Annotated in this window: 16 protein-coding genes and 2 pseudogenes; 5 read left to right on the forward strand and 13 right to left on the reverse strand. The window is 69.0% G+C overall.

Annotated features, from left to right (window positions below; genetic code table 11):
- The coding region (locus JHN63_RS37285) for an AbfB domain-containing protein (RefSeq protein WP_200689334.1) at window positions 1–799 on the forward strand (799 nt) is incomplete at its 5' end.
- On the opposite strand, the gene JHN63_RS37290 is transcribed toward JHN63_RS37285, so the two are convergent.
- The 9 genes and pseudogenes from JHN63_RS37290 to JHN63_RS37330 all read right to left on the reverse strand — a co-directional run bounded on the left by JHN63_RS37290 (window position 800) and on the right by JHN63_RS37330 (window position 7,837).
- Window positions 800–1,183, reverse strand: a complete 384-nt coding sequence (locus JHN63_RS37290) for a VOC family protein (protein ID WP_200689336.1) — start codon at window positions 1,181–1,183, stop codon at window positions 800–802.
- A 48-nt stretch (window positions 1,184–1,231) separates the two neighbouring features.
- On the reverse strand, window positions 1,232–1,570 hold the full coding sequence (locus tag JHN63_RS37295) for a metal-sulfur cluster assembly factor (RefSeq protein ID WP_019060535.1): 339 nt from the start codon (window positions 1,568–1,570) through the stop codon (window positions 1,232–1,234).
- A complete protein-coding gene (gene sufU, locus JHN63_RS37300; protein ID WP_200689338.1) occupies window positions 1,567–2,040 on the reverse strand; it encodes a Fe-S cluster assembly sulfur transfer protein SufU in 474 nt (157 codons plus the stop codon). The genes JHN63_RS37295 and sufU overlap by 4 nt, the downstream gene beginning before the upstream one ends.
- A 16-nt stretch (window positions 2,041–2,056) precedes the next feature.
- Entirely contained in the window at window positions 2,057–3,313 is a 1,257-nt protein-coding gene (locus tag JHN63_RS37305) for a cysteine desulfurase (protein WP_200689341.1), read from the reverse strand.
- Window positions 3,310–4,077: a Fe-S cluster assembly ATPase SufC gene (gene sufC / locus JHN63_RS37310; protein ID WP_200689343.1), complete on the reverse strand. Its 768-nt coding sequence runs from the start codon at window positions 4,075–4,077 to the stop codon at window positions 3,310–3,312. Before sufC ends, JHN63_RS37305 begins: the two co-directional genes overlap by 4 nt.
- Before the next feature lie 7 nt (window positions 4,078–4,084).
- Entirely contained in the window at window positions 4,085–4,402 is a 318-nt protein-coding gene (locus JHN63_RS37315) for a non-heme iron oxygenase ferredoxin subunit (protein WP_200689345.1), read from the reverse strand.
- Window positions 4,402–5,620 (reverse strand): annotated as a pseudogene (gene sufD, locus JHN63_RS37320) (Fe-S cluster assembly protein SufD). The gene JHN63_RS37315 and the pseudogene sufD overlap by 1 nt, the downstream one beginning before the upstream one ends.
- Window positions 5,621–5,682: 62 nt before the next feature.
- Window positions 5,683–7,109 (reverse strand): annotated as a pseudogene (sufB, locus tag JHN63_RS37325) (Fe-S cluster assembly protein SufB).
- Entirely contained in the window at window positions 7,106–7,837 is a 732-nt protein-coding gene (locus JHN63_RS37330) for a metalloregulator ArsR/SmtB family transcription factor (RefSeq protein WP_200689347.1), read from the reverse strand. Before JHN63_RS37330 ends, sufB begins: the two are co-directional and overlap by 4 nt.
- A gap of 160 nt (window positions 7,838–7,997) precedes the next feature.
- Between JHN63_RS37330 and JHN63_RS37335 the strand changes: the two genes are divergently transcribed.
- From JHN63_RS37335 to JHN63_RS37350, 4 genes are read left to right on the forward strand one after another with little or no spacing between them, the layout of a single operon-like run.
- Window positions 7,998–8,846: an aminoglycoside N(3)-acetyltransferase gene (locus JHN63_RS37335; RefSeq protein ID WP_200689350.1), complete on the forward strand. Its 849-nt coding sequence runs from the start codon at window positions 7,998–8,000 to the stop codon at window positions 8,844–8,846.
- A 30-nt stretch (window positions 8,847–8,876) separates the two neighbouring features.
- Entirely contained in the window at window positions 8,877–9,800 is a 924-nt protein-coding gene (locus JHN63_RS37340) for an ABC transporter ATP-binding protein (RefSeq protein ID WP_200689352.1), read from the forward strand.
- Between the two features lie 56 nt (window positions 9,801–9,856).
- Window positions 9,857–10,573, forward strand: coding sequence for an ABC transporter permease (locus tag JHN63_RS37345; RefSeq protein ID WP_234478280.1), 717 nt, complete (start codon window positions 9,857–9,859; stop codon window positions 10,571–10,573).
- A gap of 56 nt (window positions 10,574–10,629) precedes the next feature.
- On the forward strand, window positions 10,630–11,640 hold the full coding sequence (locus tag JHN63_RS37350; protein WP_200689354.1) for a heme A synthase: 1,011 nt from the start codon (window positions 10,630–10,632) through the stop codon (window positions 11,638–11,640).
- A 46-nt stretch (window positions 11,641–11,686) separates the two neighbouring features.
- On the opposite strand, the gene JHN63_RS37355 is transcribed toward JHN63_RS37350, so the two are convergent.
- The 4 genes from JHN63_RS37355 to JHN63_RS37370 form a co-directional block, all read right to left on the reverse strand.
- Window positions 11,687–12,436 carry a nucleotidyltransferase domain-containing protein gene (locus tag JHN63_RS37355; RefSeq protein WP_200689355.1) on the reverse strand — a complete coding sequence of 250 codons (750 nt, stop codon included), beginning with the start codon at window positions 12,434–12,436 and terminating at the stop codon, window positions 11,687–11,689.
- Window positions 12,437–12,454: 18 nt separating this feature from the next.
- Window positions 12,455–13,561 carry an amidohydrolase family protein gene (locus JHN63_RS37360; RefSeq protein WP_200689364.1) on the reverse strand — a complete coding sequence of 369 codons (1,107 nt, stop codon included), beginning with the start codon at window positions 13,559–13,561 and terminating at the stop codon, window positions 12,455–12,457.
- 105 nt (window positions 13,562–13,666) lie between these two features.
- Window positions 13,667–13,999 carry a hypothetical protein gene (locus tag JHN63_RS37365; protein WP_200689365.1) on the reverse strand — a complete coding sequence of 111 codons (333 nt, stop codon included), beginning with the start codon at window positions 13,997–13,999 and terminating at the stop codon, window positions 13,667–13,669.
- A gap of 79 nt (window positions 14,000–14,078) precedes the next feature.
- On the reverse strand, window positions 14,079–15,032 hold the full coding sequence (locus tag JHN63_RS37370) for a heme o synthase (RefSeq protein WP_033283125.1): 954 nt from the start codon (window positions 15,030–15,032) through the stop codon (window positions 14,079–14,081).
- Window positions 15,033–15,154: the final 122 nt, after the last annotated feature.

Consider the following 15,154-nt stretch of genomic DNA (forward strand, 5'->3'; position numbering starts at 1 on the left):
GGCCGGGGCGCTCGCCCTGACCACCGTCCTGACCTGCGTCGCGGCAATCGCCGTGATGGACAAGTCGTCCGACGACGCGTCACGTACGAAGAGTGCCGACCCGACGACACCGGTCGGCGCGGACGGCCCCGGCCTGCTCTCGTACGCCTCGCCGTCGAAGCAGGGCACGCCCACGCCCGACGGGCACACGCCCGCCTCCTCGAAGGCGTCCGGCACTTCGGCCGGCGCGGCCACCGCGGGGCACAGCGCCACGCCTTCCGCGAAAGCGCCGTCTCCGTCCAAGTCGACTTCCTCTCAAGGGAGTTCGACAGGGGGCTCGTCAGGAGGGTCCACCGGAGGTTCGTCCGGTGGGTCTTCGGGGGGCTCGTCGAGTTCCTCGGCCAACTGGAAGTCGGTCCGTTCGGTCAACTACCCGGACCGCTACTGGCAGGTGAGCGGCGACTACGTCAAGCTCAACCCGGTCAGCTCCACCGCGGCCCGCCGCGCCGCCACCTTCAAGGTGGTCAAGGGCCTGGCGAACAGCTCCTGTTACTCCTTCGCGACGGCCGACGGGAGCTATCTGCGCCACCGCGACTTCATCCTCCGCGCGGAACGCAACGACGGCACCCCCCTCTTCAAGCAGGACGCCACGTTCTGCCCCCGCCCGTCGTCCTACTCGGGCGCGGTGATGCTGGAGTCGGTCAACTACCCGGGCCGCTACCTCCGCCACCAGAACTTCCAGCTCAAGCTGGACCCGTACCAGAACAGCAGCATGTACCGGTCCGACTCGGCGTTCCGGCTGGTGACCGGGCTCAGTTAGTCAGACACGGGTATCCCGAAAGGCGATCAGCGAGGCCTTGGGCCGTAGGACGCAGAACTCGTTGCCCTCCGGGTCGGCGAGCACCACCCAGCCCACGGTCTCGCTCTGCCCGACATCGACCCGCCGCGCCCCGAGCGCCAGGATCCTCTCGACCTCGGCGTCCTGGTCGTCGGGGGCGAGGTCGAAGTGCAGCCGGTTCTTCACGGTCTTCCGGTCGCCCACCGGCATGAAGCAGATGCCGGTCTCCGCGAACTCCCCTGCCCCGATGACGACTTCGCGTTCCTTCTCGGACAGGATCCGCCAGTCCAGCACCTGGCACCAGAAGCGGGCGAGCCCCGGCAGATCGTGCGCGTCGACCACTACGTGATGCAAAGAAACGGCCATACCCCAAAGGTATGGCCGTTTCCGGTGAACCCAGAAAAACCCAAGGGCTCAGACGTTGAACCCGAGCGCCCGCAGCTGATCGCGGCCGTCGTCCGTGATCTTGTCCGGGCCCCACGGCGGCATCCACACCCAGTTGATGCGGAGTTCGTTGACGAGGCCGTCCGTCGCGGACTTGGCCTGGTCCTCGATGACGTCCGTCAGCGGGCAGGCCGCCGAGGTCAGCGTCATGTCGATGGTGGCGATGTTGGCGTCGTCGATGTGCACGCCGTAGATCAGGCCGAGGTTGACGACGTCGATGCCCAGTTCGGGGTCGACCACGTCGAGCAGGGCCTCCCGGACCTCCTCCTCGGAGGCGGGCTTGATCTCCATGGTCTCGGTGTCACTCATGCCGTCTTCCTTTCCGCGTCGGCGTCGACTCCGCCCAGGGCCTGGGCCGTCGCGTCCTTCCATGCCATCCAGCTGAGGAGGGCGCACTTCACCCGTGCCGGGTACTTGGAGACGCCGGCGAACGCGATCGCGTCCTCCAGCACCTCCTCCATCGCGTCGTCGGGCTCGGTGCGGCCCTTGGACTGCATCAGCTCCAGGAAGGTCTCCTGGATCCTCTGCGCCTCGGACAGCTCCTTGCCGACGAGGAGGTCGTTCAGTACGGAGGCCGATGCCTGGCTGATGGAGCAGCCCTGGCCCTCGTAGGAGATGTCGGTGATCTGTTCGCCGTCGTACTTCACTCGCAGGGTGATCTCGTCGCCGCACGTCGGGTTGACGTGGTGCACCTCGGCGTCGCCATCCCGCAAGCCCCGCCCGTGCGGGTGCTTGTAGTGGTCCAGGATGACTTCCTGGTACATCGAATCCAGCTTCACGATTCCAGCCAGCCCCTCAGCCGAAGAAGTTCCGTACGTGCTCCAGACCGTCGACCAGTGCGTCGATCTCGGCCGGCGTGGAGTACAGATAGAACGACGCTCGCGTGGTCGCAGGAATTCCGTAGCGGAGGCAGACCGGCCGCGCGCAGTGGTGACCGACCCGGACCGCGATGCCTTCCTCGTCCAGTACCTGGCCCACGTCGTGCGGGTGGATGTCGCCCAGCGTGAAGGAGATCGCCGCGCCCCGGTCCTCGGCCGTGGTGGGTCCGATGATCCTCAGGTCGGGGACGTCCAGCAGACGCTTCACCGCGTACTCGGTCAGCGCGTGCTCATGGGCGAGGATCTTGTCCATGCCGATCGACGACAGGTAGTCGATCGCCGCGCCCAGTCCGACCGCCTGCGCGATCGGCGGGGTGCCCGCCTCGAACTTGTGCGGTGCCGGGGCGTACGTCGACGAGTGCATCGACACGGTCTCGATCATCTCGCCGCCGCCGAGGAACGGCGGCAGGTCCTCGAGCAGCTCCTGGCGGCCCCAGAGGACGCCGATGCCCGTCGGGCCGCACATCTTGTGGCCGGTGAAGGCCACGAAGTCGGCCTGGAGGGCCTGGACGTCCAGCGGCATGTGCGGCGCGGCCTGCGAGGCGTCGATCAGGACCAGGGCCCCGACCTCCTGCGCGCGGCGCACGATCTTCTCGACCGGGTTGACCGTACCGAGGATGTTGGAGACCAGGACGAAGGAGACGATCTTCGTCTTCTCCGTGATGATCTCGTCTATGTTCGACAGGTCCAGCCGGCCGTCGTCCGTGAGGCCGAACCACTTCAGCTTCGCGCCCGTGCGCTGCGAGAGCAGCTGCCACGGCACGATGTTGGAGTGGTGCTCCATCTCCGTGATGACGATCTCGGTCTCGTGGTCCACGCGGTAGGGCTCGTCGGCCCAACCCAGCATGTTCGCCACGAGGTTGAGCGACTCGGAGGCGTTCTTGGTGAAGATCACCTCGTCGCGGGAGGGCGCGTTGATGAACGCGGCGACCTTGTCCCGCGCGCCCTCGTACAGCGCCGTGGCCTCCTCGGCGAGCACATGCACACCGCGGTGGACGTTGGCGTTGTAGCGCTCGTAGTACTCGTTCAGGGCGTCCAGCACCTGGCGCGGCTTCTGCGAGGTCGCCGCGTTGTCCAGGTACACGAGCTTCTTGCCGTCGTGGACCGTGCGGTCCAGGATGGGGAAGTCCTTGCGGAGCGCCTCTGTGTCGAGGAGGCCCGGCAGTTGCGTCACGCGGATACGCCACCCTTCACGGTGTAGGCCTCGTAGCCCTCGTTCTCCAGCTTGTCGGCGAGCTCGGCGCCGCCGGACTCGACGATCTTGCCGCCGGAGAAGACGTGCACGAAGTCGGGCTTGATGTAGCGCAGGATGCGCGTGTAGTGCGTGATCAGCAGGGTGCCGACCTCACCGGTCTCGCGGACGCGGTTGACGCCCTCGGAGACGACGCGCAGGGCGTCGACGTCCAGGCCGGAGTCCGTCTCGTCGAGGATCGCGATCTTCGGCTTGAGCAGCTCCAGCTGAAGGATCTCGTGGCGCTTCTTCTCACCGCCGGAGAAGCCCTCGTTGACGTTGCGCTCGGCGAAGGCGGGGTCCATGGAGAGGCGCTCCATTGTCTCCTTGACCTCCTTCACCCACGTACGCAGCTTCGGCGCCTCACCGCGGATGGCGGTGGCGGACGTACGAAGGAAGTTGGAGACGGAGACACCGGGGACCTCGACCGGGTACTGCATCGCGAGGAACAGGCCGGCGCGGGCGCGCTCGTCGACGGACATCTCCAGGACGTCCTCGCCGTCGAGGGTGACGGTGCCGCCGGTGATCGTGTACTTCGGGTGGCCCGCGAGCGAGTAGGCGAGGGTCGACTTGCCGGAGCCGTTCGGGCCCATGATGGCGTGGGTCTCGCCCTGCTTCACGGTGAGGTCGACGCCCTTGAGGATCTCCTTCGTGGCGTTGTCGGCCTCGACGGTGACGTGCAGGTCGTGGATTTCAAGCGTTGCCATGGGTTCCTCAGGACTCCTGGGTGAGGGAGACGAGCACGTCGTCCCCTTCGATCTGTACGGGGTAAACGGGTACGGGGCGCGTGGCGGGCAGGCCGGAGGGCTTGCCGGTGCGCAGGTCGAACGCGGAGCCGTGCAGCCAGCACTCGATCTGGCAGTCCTCCACCTCGCCCTCGGAGAGCGAGACGTTCGCGTGCGAGCAGATGTCGTTGATGGCGAACACCTCCCCCGCGGTACGGACGACCGAGACCGGCGTGCCGTCGAGTTCCACCCGCTTCGGGGTGTCCTCCTCCAGCTCGCTCAGCCCACAGGCGCGTACGAACGACATCAGACCGACGCCTCCAGCTCCGCGTCGATCTTCTCCAGCAACCGCTCCTGGATGTCGGTGACACCGATCTGCTGGACCAGCTCGGCGAAGAAGCCGCGGACCACGAGACGGCGGGCGTCGTCGGCGGGGATGCCGCGGGCCATCAGGTAGAAGAGCTGCTCGTCGTCGAAGCGGCCGGTCGCGGAGGCGTGTCCGGCGCCGACGATCTCGCCGGTCTCGATCTCCAGGTTCGGCACGGAGTCGACGCGGGCGCCGTCCGTCAGCACGAGGTTGCGGTTCATCTCGTATGTGTCGGTGCCCTCGGCGGTGGCCTCGATGAGCACGTCACCGATCCAGACCGCGTGGGCGCCCTCGCCCTGGAGCGCGCCCTTGTAGACGGCGTTCGACTTGCAGTGCGGGACGTTGTGGTCGACCAGGAGGCGGTGCTCCTGGTGCTGGCCGGCGTCCGTGAAGTACAGGCCGAACAGCTCGGCCTCGCCGCCGGGTCCGGCGTAGGCCACGCGCGGGTGCAGTCGTACGACATCGCCGCCGAAGGTGACGACGAACGACTTGAACGTGGCGTCCCGGCCGATCAGGGCGTTGTGCTGGCCGACGTGCACGGCCTTGTCGTCCCAGTCCTGGACGGAGACGACGGTCAGCTTGGCGCCGTCGCCGATGACGTAGTCGACGTTGGCGGCGAGGACCGCGTCACCGGTGTGGTCGATGACGACGACGGCCTCGGCGAAGGCTCCCAGCTCGATGACCTGGTGGCCGTAGGCGACCCCGCCCTCGCCGTGCACGGCGATGCGGATCGGCTCGGTCAGGACCGTCTCCTTGGGGACGGTGACGACCGAGGCCTTCTCGAAGGACGAGTAGGCCTGAGCGGCCACGCGGTCCACCGGGGTGCCGGCCTTGCCGAGCCGCGCGTCGTCACGGCCGACGGTCTCCACGGTGACCCCCTCGGGGGCCCCGATGGCGACCTTCACGCCGCCGCCGTCGGCGACCGCGGTGCCGTCGTGCAGCCCGCGCACGGCGCTCCAGCGGGGTGAACCGCCACTCCTCCTCGCGGCCGTGGGGGACCGGGAAGTCCGCCACGTCGAAGGAGGGGGGCGCGCTCATGCGCGTGGCGACGGTCGACTCGGCGGCAACTGCCACCGCGCCGGCGGTGGTTGACCCCACCGATGGGGGTCCCCCCGCATGAGCGGAGTCGAATGTGGGGGCGCTCTGAGCCTCAGCCATGGCTGTCGGTCTGCTCTCTTTCCTGCGTCAGGTTTCGCTTGCTGCTGTACGGAAGGCCGGTCTTAACCGACCGAGCCTTCCATCTGCAGCTCGATCAGCCGGTTGAGTTCGAGCGCGTACTCCATCGGCAGCTCCTTGGCGATCGGCTCGACGAAGCCGCGCACGATCATCGCCATCGCCTCGAACTCGGTCAGACCGCGGCTCATCAGGTAGAAGAGCTGGTCCTCGGAGACCTTGGAGACGGTCGCCTCGTGGCCCATGGAGACGTCGTCCTCGCGGACGTCGACGTACGGGTACGTGTCCGAGCGGGAGATCGTGTCGACGAGCAGCGCGTCGCACAGCACGTTCGACTTGGAGCCGTGGGCGCCCTCGCCGATCTCGACGAGACCGCGGTAGGACGTACGACCGCCGCCGCGCGCCACCGACTTGGAGACGATGTTGGAGGACGTGTTCGGTGCCATGTGGACCATCTTGGAGCCGGCGTCCTGGTGCTGGCCCTCGCCCGCGAAGGCGATGGAGAGGGTCTCGCCCTTGGCGTGCTCGCCCATCAGGTAGACGGCCGGGTACTTCATCGTCACCTTGGAGCCGATGTTGCCGTCGATCCACTCCATGGTCGCGCCCTCGTAGGCGACGGCGCGCTTGGTGACCAGGTTGTAGACGTTGTTCGACCAGTTCTGGATGGTCGTGTAACGGCAGCGGGCGTTCTTCTTGACGATGATCTCGACGACCGCGCTGTGCAGCGAGTCCGACTTGTAGATCGGCGCCGTACAGCCCTCGACGTAGTGCACGTAGGCACCCTCGTCGACGATGATCAGGGTCCGCTCGAACTGGCCCATGTTCTCCGTGTTGATCCGGAAGTACGCCTGCAGGGGGATCTCGACCTGCACGCCCTTCGGCACGTAGATGAAGGAACCGCCGGACCAGACCGCGCTGTTCAGCGACGCGAACTTGTTGTCGCCGACCGGAATGACGGTGCCGAANAGTACTCCTTGAAGAGCTCCGGGTGCTGCTTCAGCGCGGTGTCGGTGTCGAGGAAGATGACGCCCTGCTCCTCCAGGTCCTCACGGATCTGGTGGTAGACGACCTCGGACTCGTACTGGGCCGCGACACCGGCGACGAGGCGCTGCTTCTCCGCCTCGGGGATGCCGAGCTTGTCGTACGTGTTCTTGATGTCCTCGGGCAGGTCCTCCCAGGACTCCGCCTGCTTCTCCGTGGAGCGCACGAAGTACTTGATGTTGTCGAAGTCGATGCCGGAGAGGTCGGAGCCCCAGTTCGGCATGGGCTTCTTCTCGAACAGGCGCAGGCCCTTGAGCCGGAGCTTGGTCATCCACTCCGGCTCGCTCTTCTTGGCGGAGATGTCCCGGACGACGTCATCGTTGATGCCGCGCTTGGCGGAGGCACCGGCCACGTCGGAGTCGGCCCAGCCGTATTCGTACGTGCCCAGACCCTCGAGCTCGGGGTGGGCGGTCTCCTCGATGGGGAGCGTCATGCGGGGTTCCTCCCGGCGGTACGTGCAGATGTGTCAGAGAGATCGGAAACGGTCTTGGAAATCTTGGGGATGAATGTGGTGCACACACCGTCGCCGTGGGCGATGGTGGCCAGTCGCTGGACGTGGGTGCCGAGCAACTGGGAGAAGAGCTCGGTCTCCGCCTCGCACAGTTGCGGGAACTGCTCGGCGACATGGGCGACCGGGCAGTGGTGCTGGCAGAGCTGCTCACCGACCGGTGCGCTGCGCGCCGTAGCAGCGTACCCGTCCGCGCTCAGGGCCTTGGCCAGGGCTTCCGCGCGATTCTCGGGAGCCGCGGCCTCGACGGCCTCGCGGTAGGCGACGGCCTGGGCGGCCATGCGGTCGCGGGCGAAGGCGACGACGGCCTCGTCCCCGCCGCTGTGCGCCGCGATCCAGCGCAGCGCGTCCGCGGCGAGCTTGTCGTAGGACTGGTCGAAGGCGTCACGGCCGCAGTCGGTCAGGGCGAACACCTTTGCGGGGCGGCCGCGCGTACGCGCTCCGTAGACGCGCTGCTCACGTGCTTCCACGACGTCGTCGACGACGAGCGCGTCGAGATGACGGCGTACGGCGGCCTGGGTCAGTCCCAGCCGCCCTGCGAGGTCGGTCACGGTCGACGGGCCGTGGTCCAGGATGGAGCGCGCGACGCGGTTGCGGGTGGACCGCTCACCGGTCGCGAGTTCCTCCTGCGGAGCCTCGCCAACGTTTTTCACAACGCCATTGTTGCGTAATTCCTCAGAGCCTGACAACCCGCGCCCGGCGGATGGACGGTGCGCTGCATCACTTAGGCATACCTAATCTGACCTGCGAAAACGATCTTTGATCGATCAATTCACGGGTGCCGCCGACCCCCTTCGAGGACACTCCAGGACCATGCCCACACCCCCTCCCACCGGCCCACTTGTCACCCGGGACACAGTCGCCGCAGACCTGCGCGAGCTCGGCGTCCGCCCCGGTGAGACCCTCCTCGCGCACACCTCCCTCAGCTCCCTCGGATGGGTCTGCGGAGGGGCCGTGTCGCTCGTCCAGGGCCTCCTCGACGCGCTCGGCCCGACCGGCACCCTCGTGGTCCCCACCCAGTCCGGCGACCTCTCGGACCCGGCCCACTGGGGAGACCCGCCGGTCCCCCGCGCCTGGTGGGACACCATCCGCGCGTCCATGCCGTCCTACGACCCCCTCGTCACGCCCTCGCGCGGTGTCGGCGTCGTCCCGGAGACCGTGCGCACCTGGCCCGGCGCCCTGCGCTCCGCGCACCCGCAGACGTCCTTCGCGGCGATCGGCCCCCGCGCGGGCGAGATCCTCGACGGCCACGCGACCGACTGCCGGCTCGGCGAGCGCAGCCCGCTGGCCCGTCTTGAGGGCCTCCACGCGCGCGTGCTGCTGCTCGGCGCGGGCTACGGCACCTGCACCAGCTTCCATCTCGCCGAGTACCGCATCGCGTCCCCGCTGGTCGAGCTCGGCCGTCCGGGACCGGCGGGCTGGGAGACGGTGACCGAGGTGTCGATCTCCTCCGACCGCTTCGACGAACTGGGCCACGACTTCGAACGGGACCGTACCGTCGTCCGCGGAAAGGTGGGCGCGGCCGACGTACGGCTGTTCCCGGTGGGCGACGCCGTGGCCTACGCCGAGCGGTGGCTGCCGCTGCACCGTCCCCGTGAGGAGGAGATCCAGCACCCTCCCCCACTCTCGACTTCGTTCGAGCGGGGGGACCCCCATCTCTGAGGCGAGGTCGACCTACCTAGACTCGGGCCCATGCGAAGCGAGCCCGTGCTCCAGGTCCAGGCCCTGGTGAAGCGGTACGGCACGAAGACCGCGGTGAACGGCCTCGACCTGGTGGCCGAATCGGGTGTCACCGCCGTGCTCGGACCCAACGGGGCGGGCAAGACGACCACGGTCGAGACCTGCGAGGGGTACCGGAAGCCGGACTCCGGCACGGTGCGCGTCCTGGGCCTCGACCCGGTCCGCGAGTCCGCCGCACTGCGCCCCAGAATCGGCGTGATGCTCCAGTCCGGCGGCGTCTACTCGGGCGCCCGCGCCGACGAGATGCTCCGCCACATCGCCAAGCTGCACGCGCGTCCCCTGGACGTGGACGCCCTCATCGAGCGCCTGGGCCTGGGCAGTTGCGGCCGGACGACCTACCGCCGGCTGTCCGGGGGCCAGCAGCAGCGCCTCGCGCTCGCGATGGCCGTCGTAGGACGCCCGGAGTTGGTCTTCCTGGACGAGCCGACAGCCGGCCTCGACCCGCAGGCCCGCCGCGCCACCTGGGACCTCGTCCGCGACCTCCGCGCGGACGGCGTCTCCGTCATCCTCACGACCCACCACATGGACGAGGCCGAGCAACTCGCCGACGACGTCGCCATCATCGACGCCGGCAAGGTCATCGCGCACGGCTCCCCCGAGGAGCTGTGCCGCGGCGGCGCCGAGAACACGCTCCGCTTCAGCGGCCGCCCCGGCCTCGACGTCGGCTCGCTGCTGAAGGCCCTCCCGGCCGACTCCTCGGCCGTCGAACTCACCCCCGGCTCCTACCGCGTCGGCGGCAAGGTCGACCCGCAACTGCTCGCCACGGTCACCTCGTGGTGTGCGCAGCACGGGGTGATGCCGGAGAGGATCTCGGTCGAACGGCACACCCTGGAGGACGTTTTCCTGGAGCTGACCGGCAAGGAGCTGCGCTCGTGACCACGACTGTTCCGGGGACGTACACCCCGCGGCCCGGGGCGGCCCCCCTCCCCCGCATGATCGCTGCCCAGGCGGCCCTCGAAACGAAGATGCTCCTACGGAACGGCGAGCAGCTCCTCCTCACGGTGGTCATCCCGACCCTCCTGCTGGTCCTGTTCAGCTCGGTGGACATCGTCGACACCGGAAAGGGCAAGTCCGTCGACTTCCTGACCCCCGGCATCCTCGCCCTCGCCGTGATGTCGACGGCGTTCACGGGCCAGGCCATCGCGACGGGCTTCGAGCGCCGCTACGGCGTCCTGAAGCGCCTGGCGTCCTCCCCGCTCCCCCGCTGGGCCCTGATGACCGCGAAGACGGTCTCGGTGCTGGTCACGGAGGTCCTCCAGATCGTCCTGCTGACGGCGATCGCCCTCGCGCTGGGCTGGTCCCCGCACGGCAACCCGTTCGCGGTGTTCCTGCTCCTGATCCTCGGCACGGCGGCCTTCTCGGGCCTCGGCCTCCTGATGGCGGGCACCCTGAAGGCGGAGGCCACCCTGGCCGCCGCGAACCTGGTGTTCCTGCTGCTGCTGGTCGGCGGCGGAGTCATCGTGCCGATGGACAAGTACCCGTCGGGGGTGCGGGACGCGCTGGGCCTGCTGCCCATCTCGGCCCTCTCGGACGGCCTGCGGGACGTGCTCCAGCACGGGGCCGGGATGCCGTGGGGCGACCTGGGCATCCTGGGCGTGTGGGCGGTCGTGGGGCTGGCCGCGGCGGGCGCGTTCTTCCGCTGGGAGTAGCCGGGAGCGGTCCTGTTCCGGACCCTCGTGAAAGCATGCACAAGCGGCGCCCTACGATGGTCCCCGTGCCCAACGTGACCCGCGCCGACGTCGTAGCCGCCGCACGCAACCCCCTCGCCTTCATCGCCGCACGCTGGACCCCGGATCCCCGGACCGTCCAGCGGGCGGCGCTCGCCGCGCTCGTCATGTCGGTGGTCATCGTGGTCACCGGCGGTGCCGTACGGCTCACGGGATCGGGGCTCGGCTGCCCGACCTGGCCCAAGTGCACGGACGACTCGCTCACCACGACCAGCGCGATGGGCTTCCACGGAGCCATCGAGTTCGGCAACCGGATGCTGACGTACGTCCTGTGCGCCGCCGTCGGCTGGGCGATCATCGCCGCGCGCTCGGAGCAGCCGTACCGCCGCACCCTGACCCGCCTCGGCTGGGCGCAGTTCTGGATCGTGATGAGCAACGCGATCCTCGGCGGGATCGTGGTGCTGGTCGGCCTCAACCCGTACACCGTCGCGGCCCACTTCCTGCTCTCCTCGGCGCTGATCGCGGTCGCCACGCTGATGTGGCAGCGCAGCCGGGAGGGCGACGGCGAGCCCAAGCCGCTGGTCGGCAAGGCCGTGCAGCAACTGGTGTGGTTCCTGGTCACCGCCTCCGTGCTGCTGATCGCGGTCGGCACGGTGGTCACCGGCGCGGGCCCGCACGCGGGCGACTCCAAGGAGGTCGACCGGATCCCGATCGACTGGGAGACGGTCGCCAAGCTGCACGCGGTGCTCGCCTGGATCGTGGTCACGCTGACGTTCGCACTGTGGTTCGTCCTCAAGGCGGTCGACGCCCCCAAGGGTCCCCTGGACCGCACCCGGGAGCTGTTCCTGATCCTGCTCTCCCAGGGCGTCATCGGTTACGTGCAGTACTTCACGAACCTCCCCGAGGCCCTGGTCGCCCTCCACATGCTGGGCTCCTGCCTGGTGTGGATCGGAGTGCTGAGGGTGCTGCTGTCGCTGCGGGAACGTCCGGAGGCCGTGATCGACCTGCCGGGACCGTCGGTGGAACAGTCGTTGCCCACGCGCGCGTGAGGCTTCACCCGTAGTGCTTCATTCGTAGTGCTTCACCCGTAGTACTTCATCCGTAGCGGGTCACCAGGTCGTCGATCGCCGGGCCCAGATAGGCCCGGGTCAGCTCGGCGCGGCGGTCGATCCAGTCGCCCTCGGGGGCGACGCCGGACGGGACCGTATCGTCGTAACGCCTCCGTACGACGTCCTCGACGACCTGCACCGGGGCGCCCAGCGCGGGCAGCAGGTCGAGGGCCTCGCGCTTGGTGGTCAGGCGGCCGTCCCGAAGGGTGACGGTCGCGCGGGCGAAGGTGGTCAGGCCCACGTCGATCCAGATGTCCTGGAGCCAGACGTCCGGCTTGTCCACGGCCGGTCTCCAGTACTCCCGCTGGTCGCGTACGACGAACTCGGCCAGTTCCTGGTCCGTCACCTCCGGCAGCAGGTCCTTCGGTGAGCCGCCGTGCAACACCCGCCCGAAGTCGTGCAGTTCACGCCGGGTCACGGGAGTGACCGGTCTGCGCGTCACATGGTCGTTCGCCCAGGTGAGGTGGCGCTGGTTCGGGGCGTCCTGGGTGCCCGGGGCGAGGTAGCTGCAGTGCAGCCGGGCGGCGAGGGGGTCGGTGCGCAGCCCGCGGTGCAGGGCGACCAGTCGGCGGGCGGTGCTCGGCTTGAGGGGATGGTCGAGGATGGCTATCAGGTCCAGGTCGCTGCGGCCCTCCTGGTAGTCGCCCCCGGCGAGCGAACCGTGGGCCCACACGGCGACGGGGTCCAGCGGGGCCAGTTCGTTCAGGAAGCGGGCGAGCAGCGCGTCGGTCGGCATGGGCCCAGTCTGTACAGCTCACTCCAGCCCGTACACCCTGTTTGCGTTGCCGACCGCGATCAGTCCCGCCACGCGTTGCGCGTCCGCCGGCGACCAGGCCCCCTCGGCGACCCAGGTCCCGAGCACCCGCGCGAGTGCCTCGCGGAACAACCGGGCGCCCACGACGTGCAGTTCGGGCAGGCCGTGGGCCCCGCTGGAGAAGAGGATCTTCCCGAACGGGGCCAGTTCCAGGATCTCGGCGAGCACGGTCGCGGCGCGGGCGCCGGTGCGGACGAGGGCGGCACCGGAGTCGGCGTAGACGTGCGGGAAGACACCGGCGAGATGGGCCGCGTGCCGGTGGTACGGGTAGCTGTGCAGCAGCACGAGGTCGGTGCCGAGGCCGGCCGTCGCGCGCACGAAGTCGGTCAACAGGACGGGGTCGGTGCGGTCGATGCGCAGGCCCGGTTCGCCCAGTCCCGCGTGCAGCTGGAGGGGCAGTCCGGACGCCACGGCGATCCACAGCAGATGCCGCAGCAGCACCGGGTCGCTGAGCGTCCCGCCGACGCGCCGCCCGGCCAGCCAGCGGCCCGCCGCGCCCCGCACCTCGCCGGGGCCGGGCGGTTCGGGCGCGAGCGCGAGACCGTGCCGTACGCCCGCCACGGAGGTGAAGGCCACCGCGCTGCCCGCGGCGCCGTGCACCGACTCGGCGAGGTTGGCGAGGAAGGACTCGACGGTGCCCGAGGTGTCGGCGACCTGTTCGGCGAGGAGTTCGAGGCGGACGATCTCCCGCGCGTCCGCCTGGCCGGCGGTCGCCATCTCGGCGGGTCCGGTGAGGTCGCCGGGCAGGCCCGTGTCGATCAGATAGGTCGTGATGCCGCTGCCGCGCAGCAGCCTGCGCCCCGCTTCCAGTACGCCTAGTTCACGGCGCCGGGCGAGATAGCGGGCGGGCGGGCAGTGCGGCTCCAGGCCGAGCAGGGGCGGGCACCATCGTCGTACGGCGAATCCTGTCTGGGTGTCGAACAGGGTGGTGCCGGGTGCGGGTGGGCCCTCGGTGCGGGTGAGTTGGGCCTCGAAGGTGCCGAGGCCCAGCTCCGTTCTCAGTACGCCGTGGCAGTACTGGTCCACGAGGGACGGCGTTTCGATCATCCGGGCTCCCCGTGGCAGTGACCGCGTCGCTTGTACGGGGCCTAACGGGTGAACCGGGGGTGAGGTGTTGCCCGTACGCACCCCGTGTGAGGGGGCGGCTGCTCGTCAACCGTTGCTGGGGCCGCCCACCTGGATGCCCGCCATGCGCTTCCACTCGTACGGGCCCGTCGTCACCTTGGCGGCGAACTCGCCGTCGAAGTCCTCGTGGACGGTGATGCCGGACTTCTCCACGGCCTGTTGGGCGATCTCGTAGGACGTGGCGACCAGGTCGCCCCAGCCGCCGTCCTCGCCGACGAGGACGATGCGGGCGCCACGCTCCCCGATGTACGCGACCTGGCCCTCGGCCCCGCCGTGCGCCTTGGAGAAGCTGCCGATCTGCTTGGCGAGGCGGGCCACCTGGCGCTCGGCCTTCGCGTCAACCTGCTGCGTGTCTGCCATGACCAGGATGCTACCGACGGGTAGATCGAACGGCGACGGGCGGGGGGAGTGACTCCCGCCTCAGACCCCGCCCCCGGCCCTACCTGAGGAAGGGGTCCACCGCGATCGCCACGAACAACAGGGACACATAGGTGATCGACCAGTGGAACAGCCGCATCTCCTTGAGCTTGCCGCCCGTCACCTCGGCCTTGGCGCGGTTCTGCAGGCCGTGCGCCTCCCACAGCCAGAAGCCGCCGGCGAGCAGCGCGACCAGGGTGTAGAACCAGCCCGTGTAGCCGAGGGGCGTCAGCAGGAGCGAGACCGCGACCATGACCCAGCTGTAGATCACGATCTGCCGGGCGACCACCTTGTTGGAGGCGACGACCGGGAGCATCGGCACGCCCACGCGCGCGTAGTCGTCGCGGACCTTCATGGAGAGCGGCCAGTAGTGCGGCGGCGTCCAGAAGAACATGACGAGGAAGAGAATGATCGGGGCCCAGGACATGGAGTCCTTGACCGCGGACCAGCCGATGAGGACGGGCAGGCAGCCGGCGATCCCGCCCCACACGATGTTCTGCGAGGTACGGCGTTTGAGGATCATCGTGTAGACGACGACGTAGAAGAGGAGCGCTCCGAGCGCGAGCCAGGCGGACAGCCAGTTGACGGTCAGGCCGAAGAGAAGTGTCGAGATCACGCCGAGGGAGATGCCGAAGGCGAGGCACTCGCGGGGGCTGACCATGCCGGTGACAAGGGGGCGCTGCGAGGTGCGGTCCATGAGCGCGTCGATGTCGCGGTCGATGTACATATTGAGCGCATTGGCGCCACCCGCGGAGAGGTAGCCGCCGACGCAGGTGAGGAGGACCAGCTTGAGGTCCGGAACACCCTGCTGGGCCAGGAACATCACCGGAACGGTGGTGATCAGCAGCAGTTCGATGATCCGTGGCTTCGTCAACGCCACGAACGCCATGACCCGGGCCCCGATCGGCCGTCGGCTCGGGCTCTGACTCGCCCCGACAATCCCCGCTGGACGGGATTCAACGGCCGTCACGCACACCCCTGACAGAGACATCCCAGCAAGCCTTCGGGTGTGAACTCCCCGTAAAGGCTCACGCGTACCACGCCACTGTAGACGTTGCCCAGACCCGGACATTCGCGGGGGTGGGGTCGTGTTGGGGA

The sequence above is a fragment of the Streptomyces sp. MBT65 genome, assembly GCF_016612545.1.
Classification (GTDB): Bacteria; Actinomycetota; Actinomycetes; order Streptomycetales; family Streptomycetaceae; genus Streptomyces.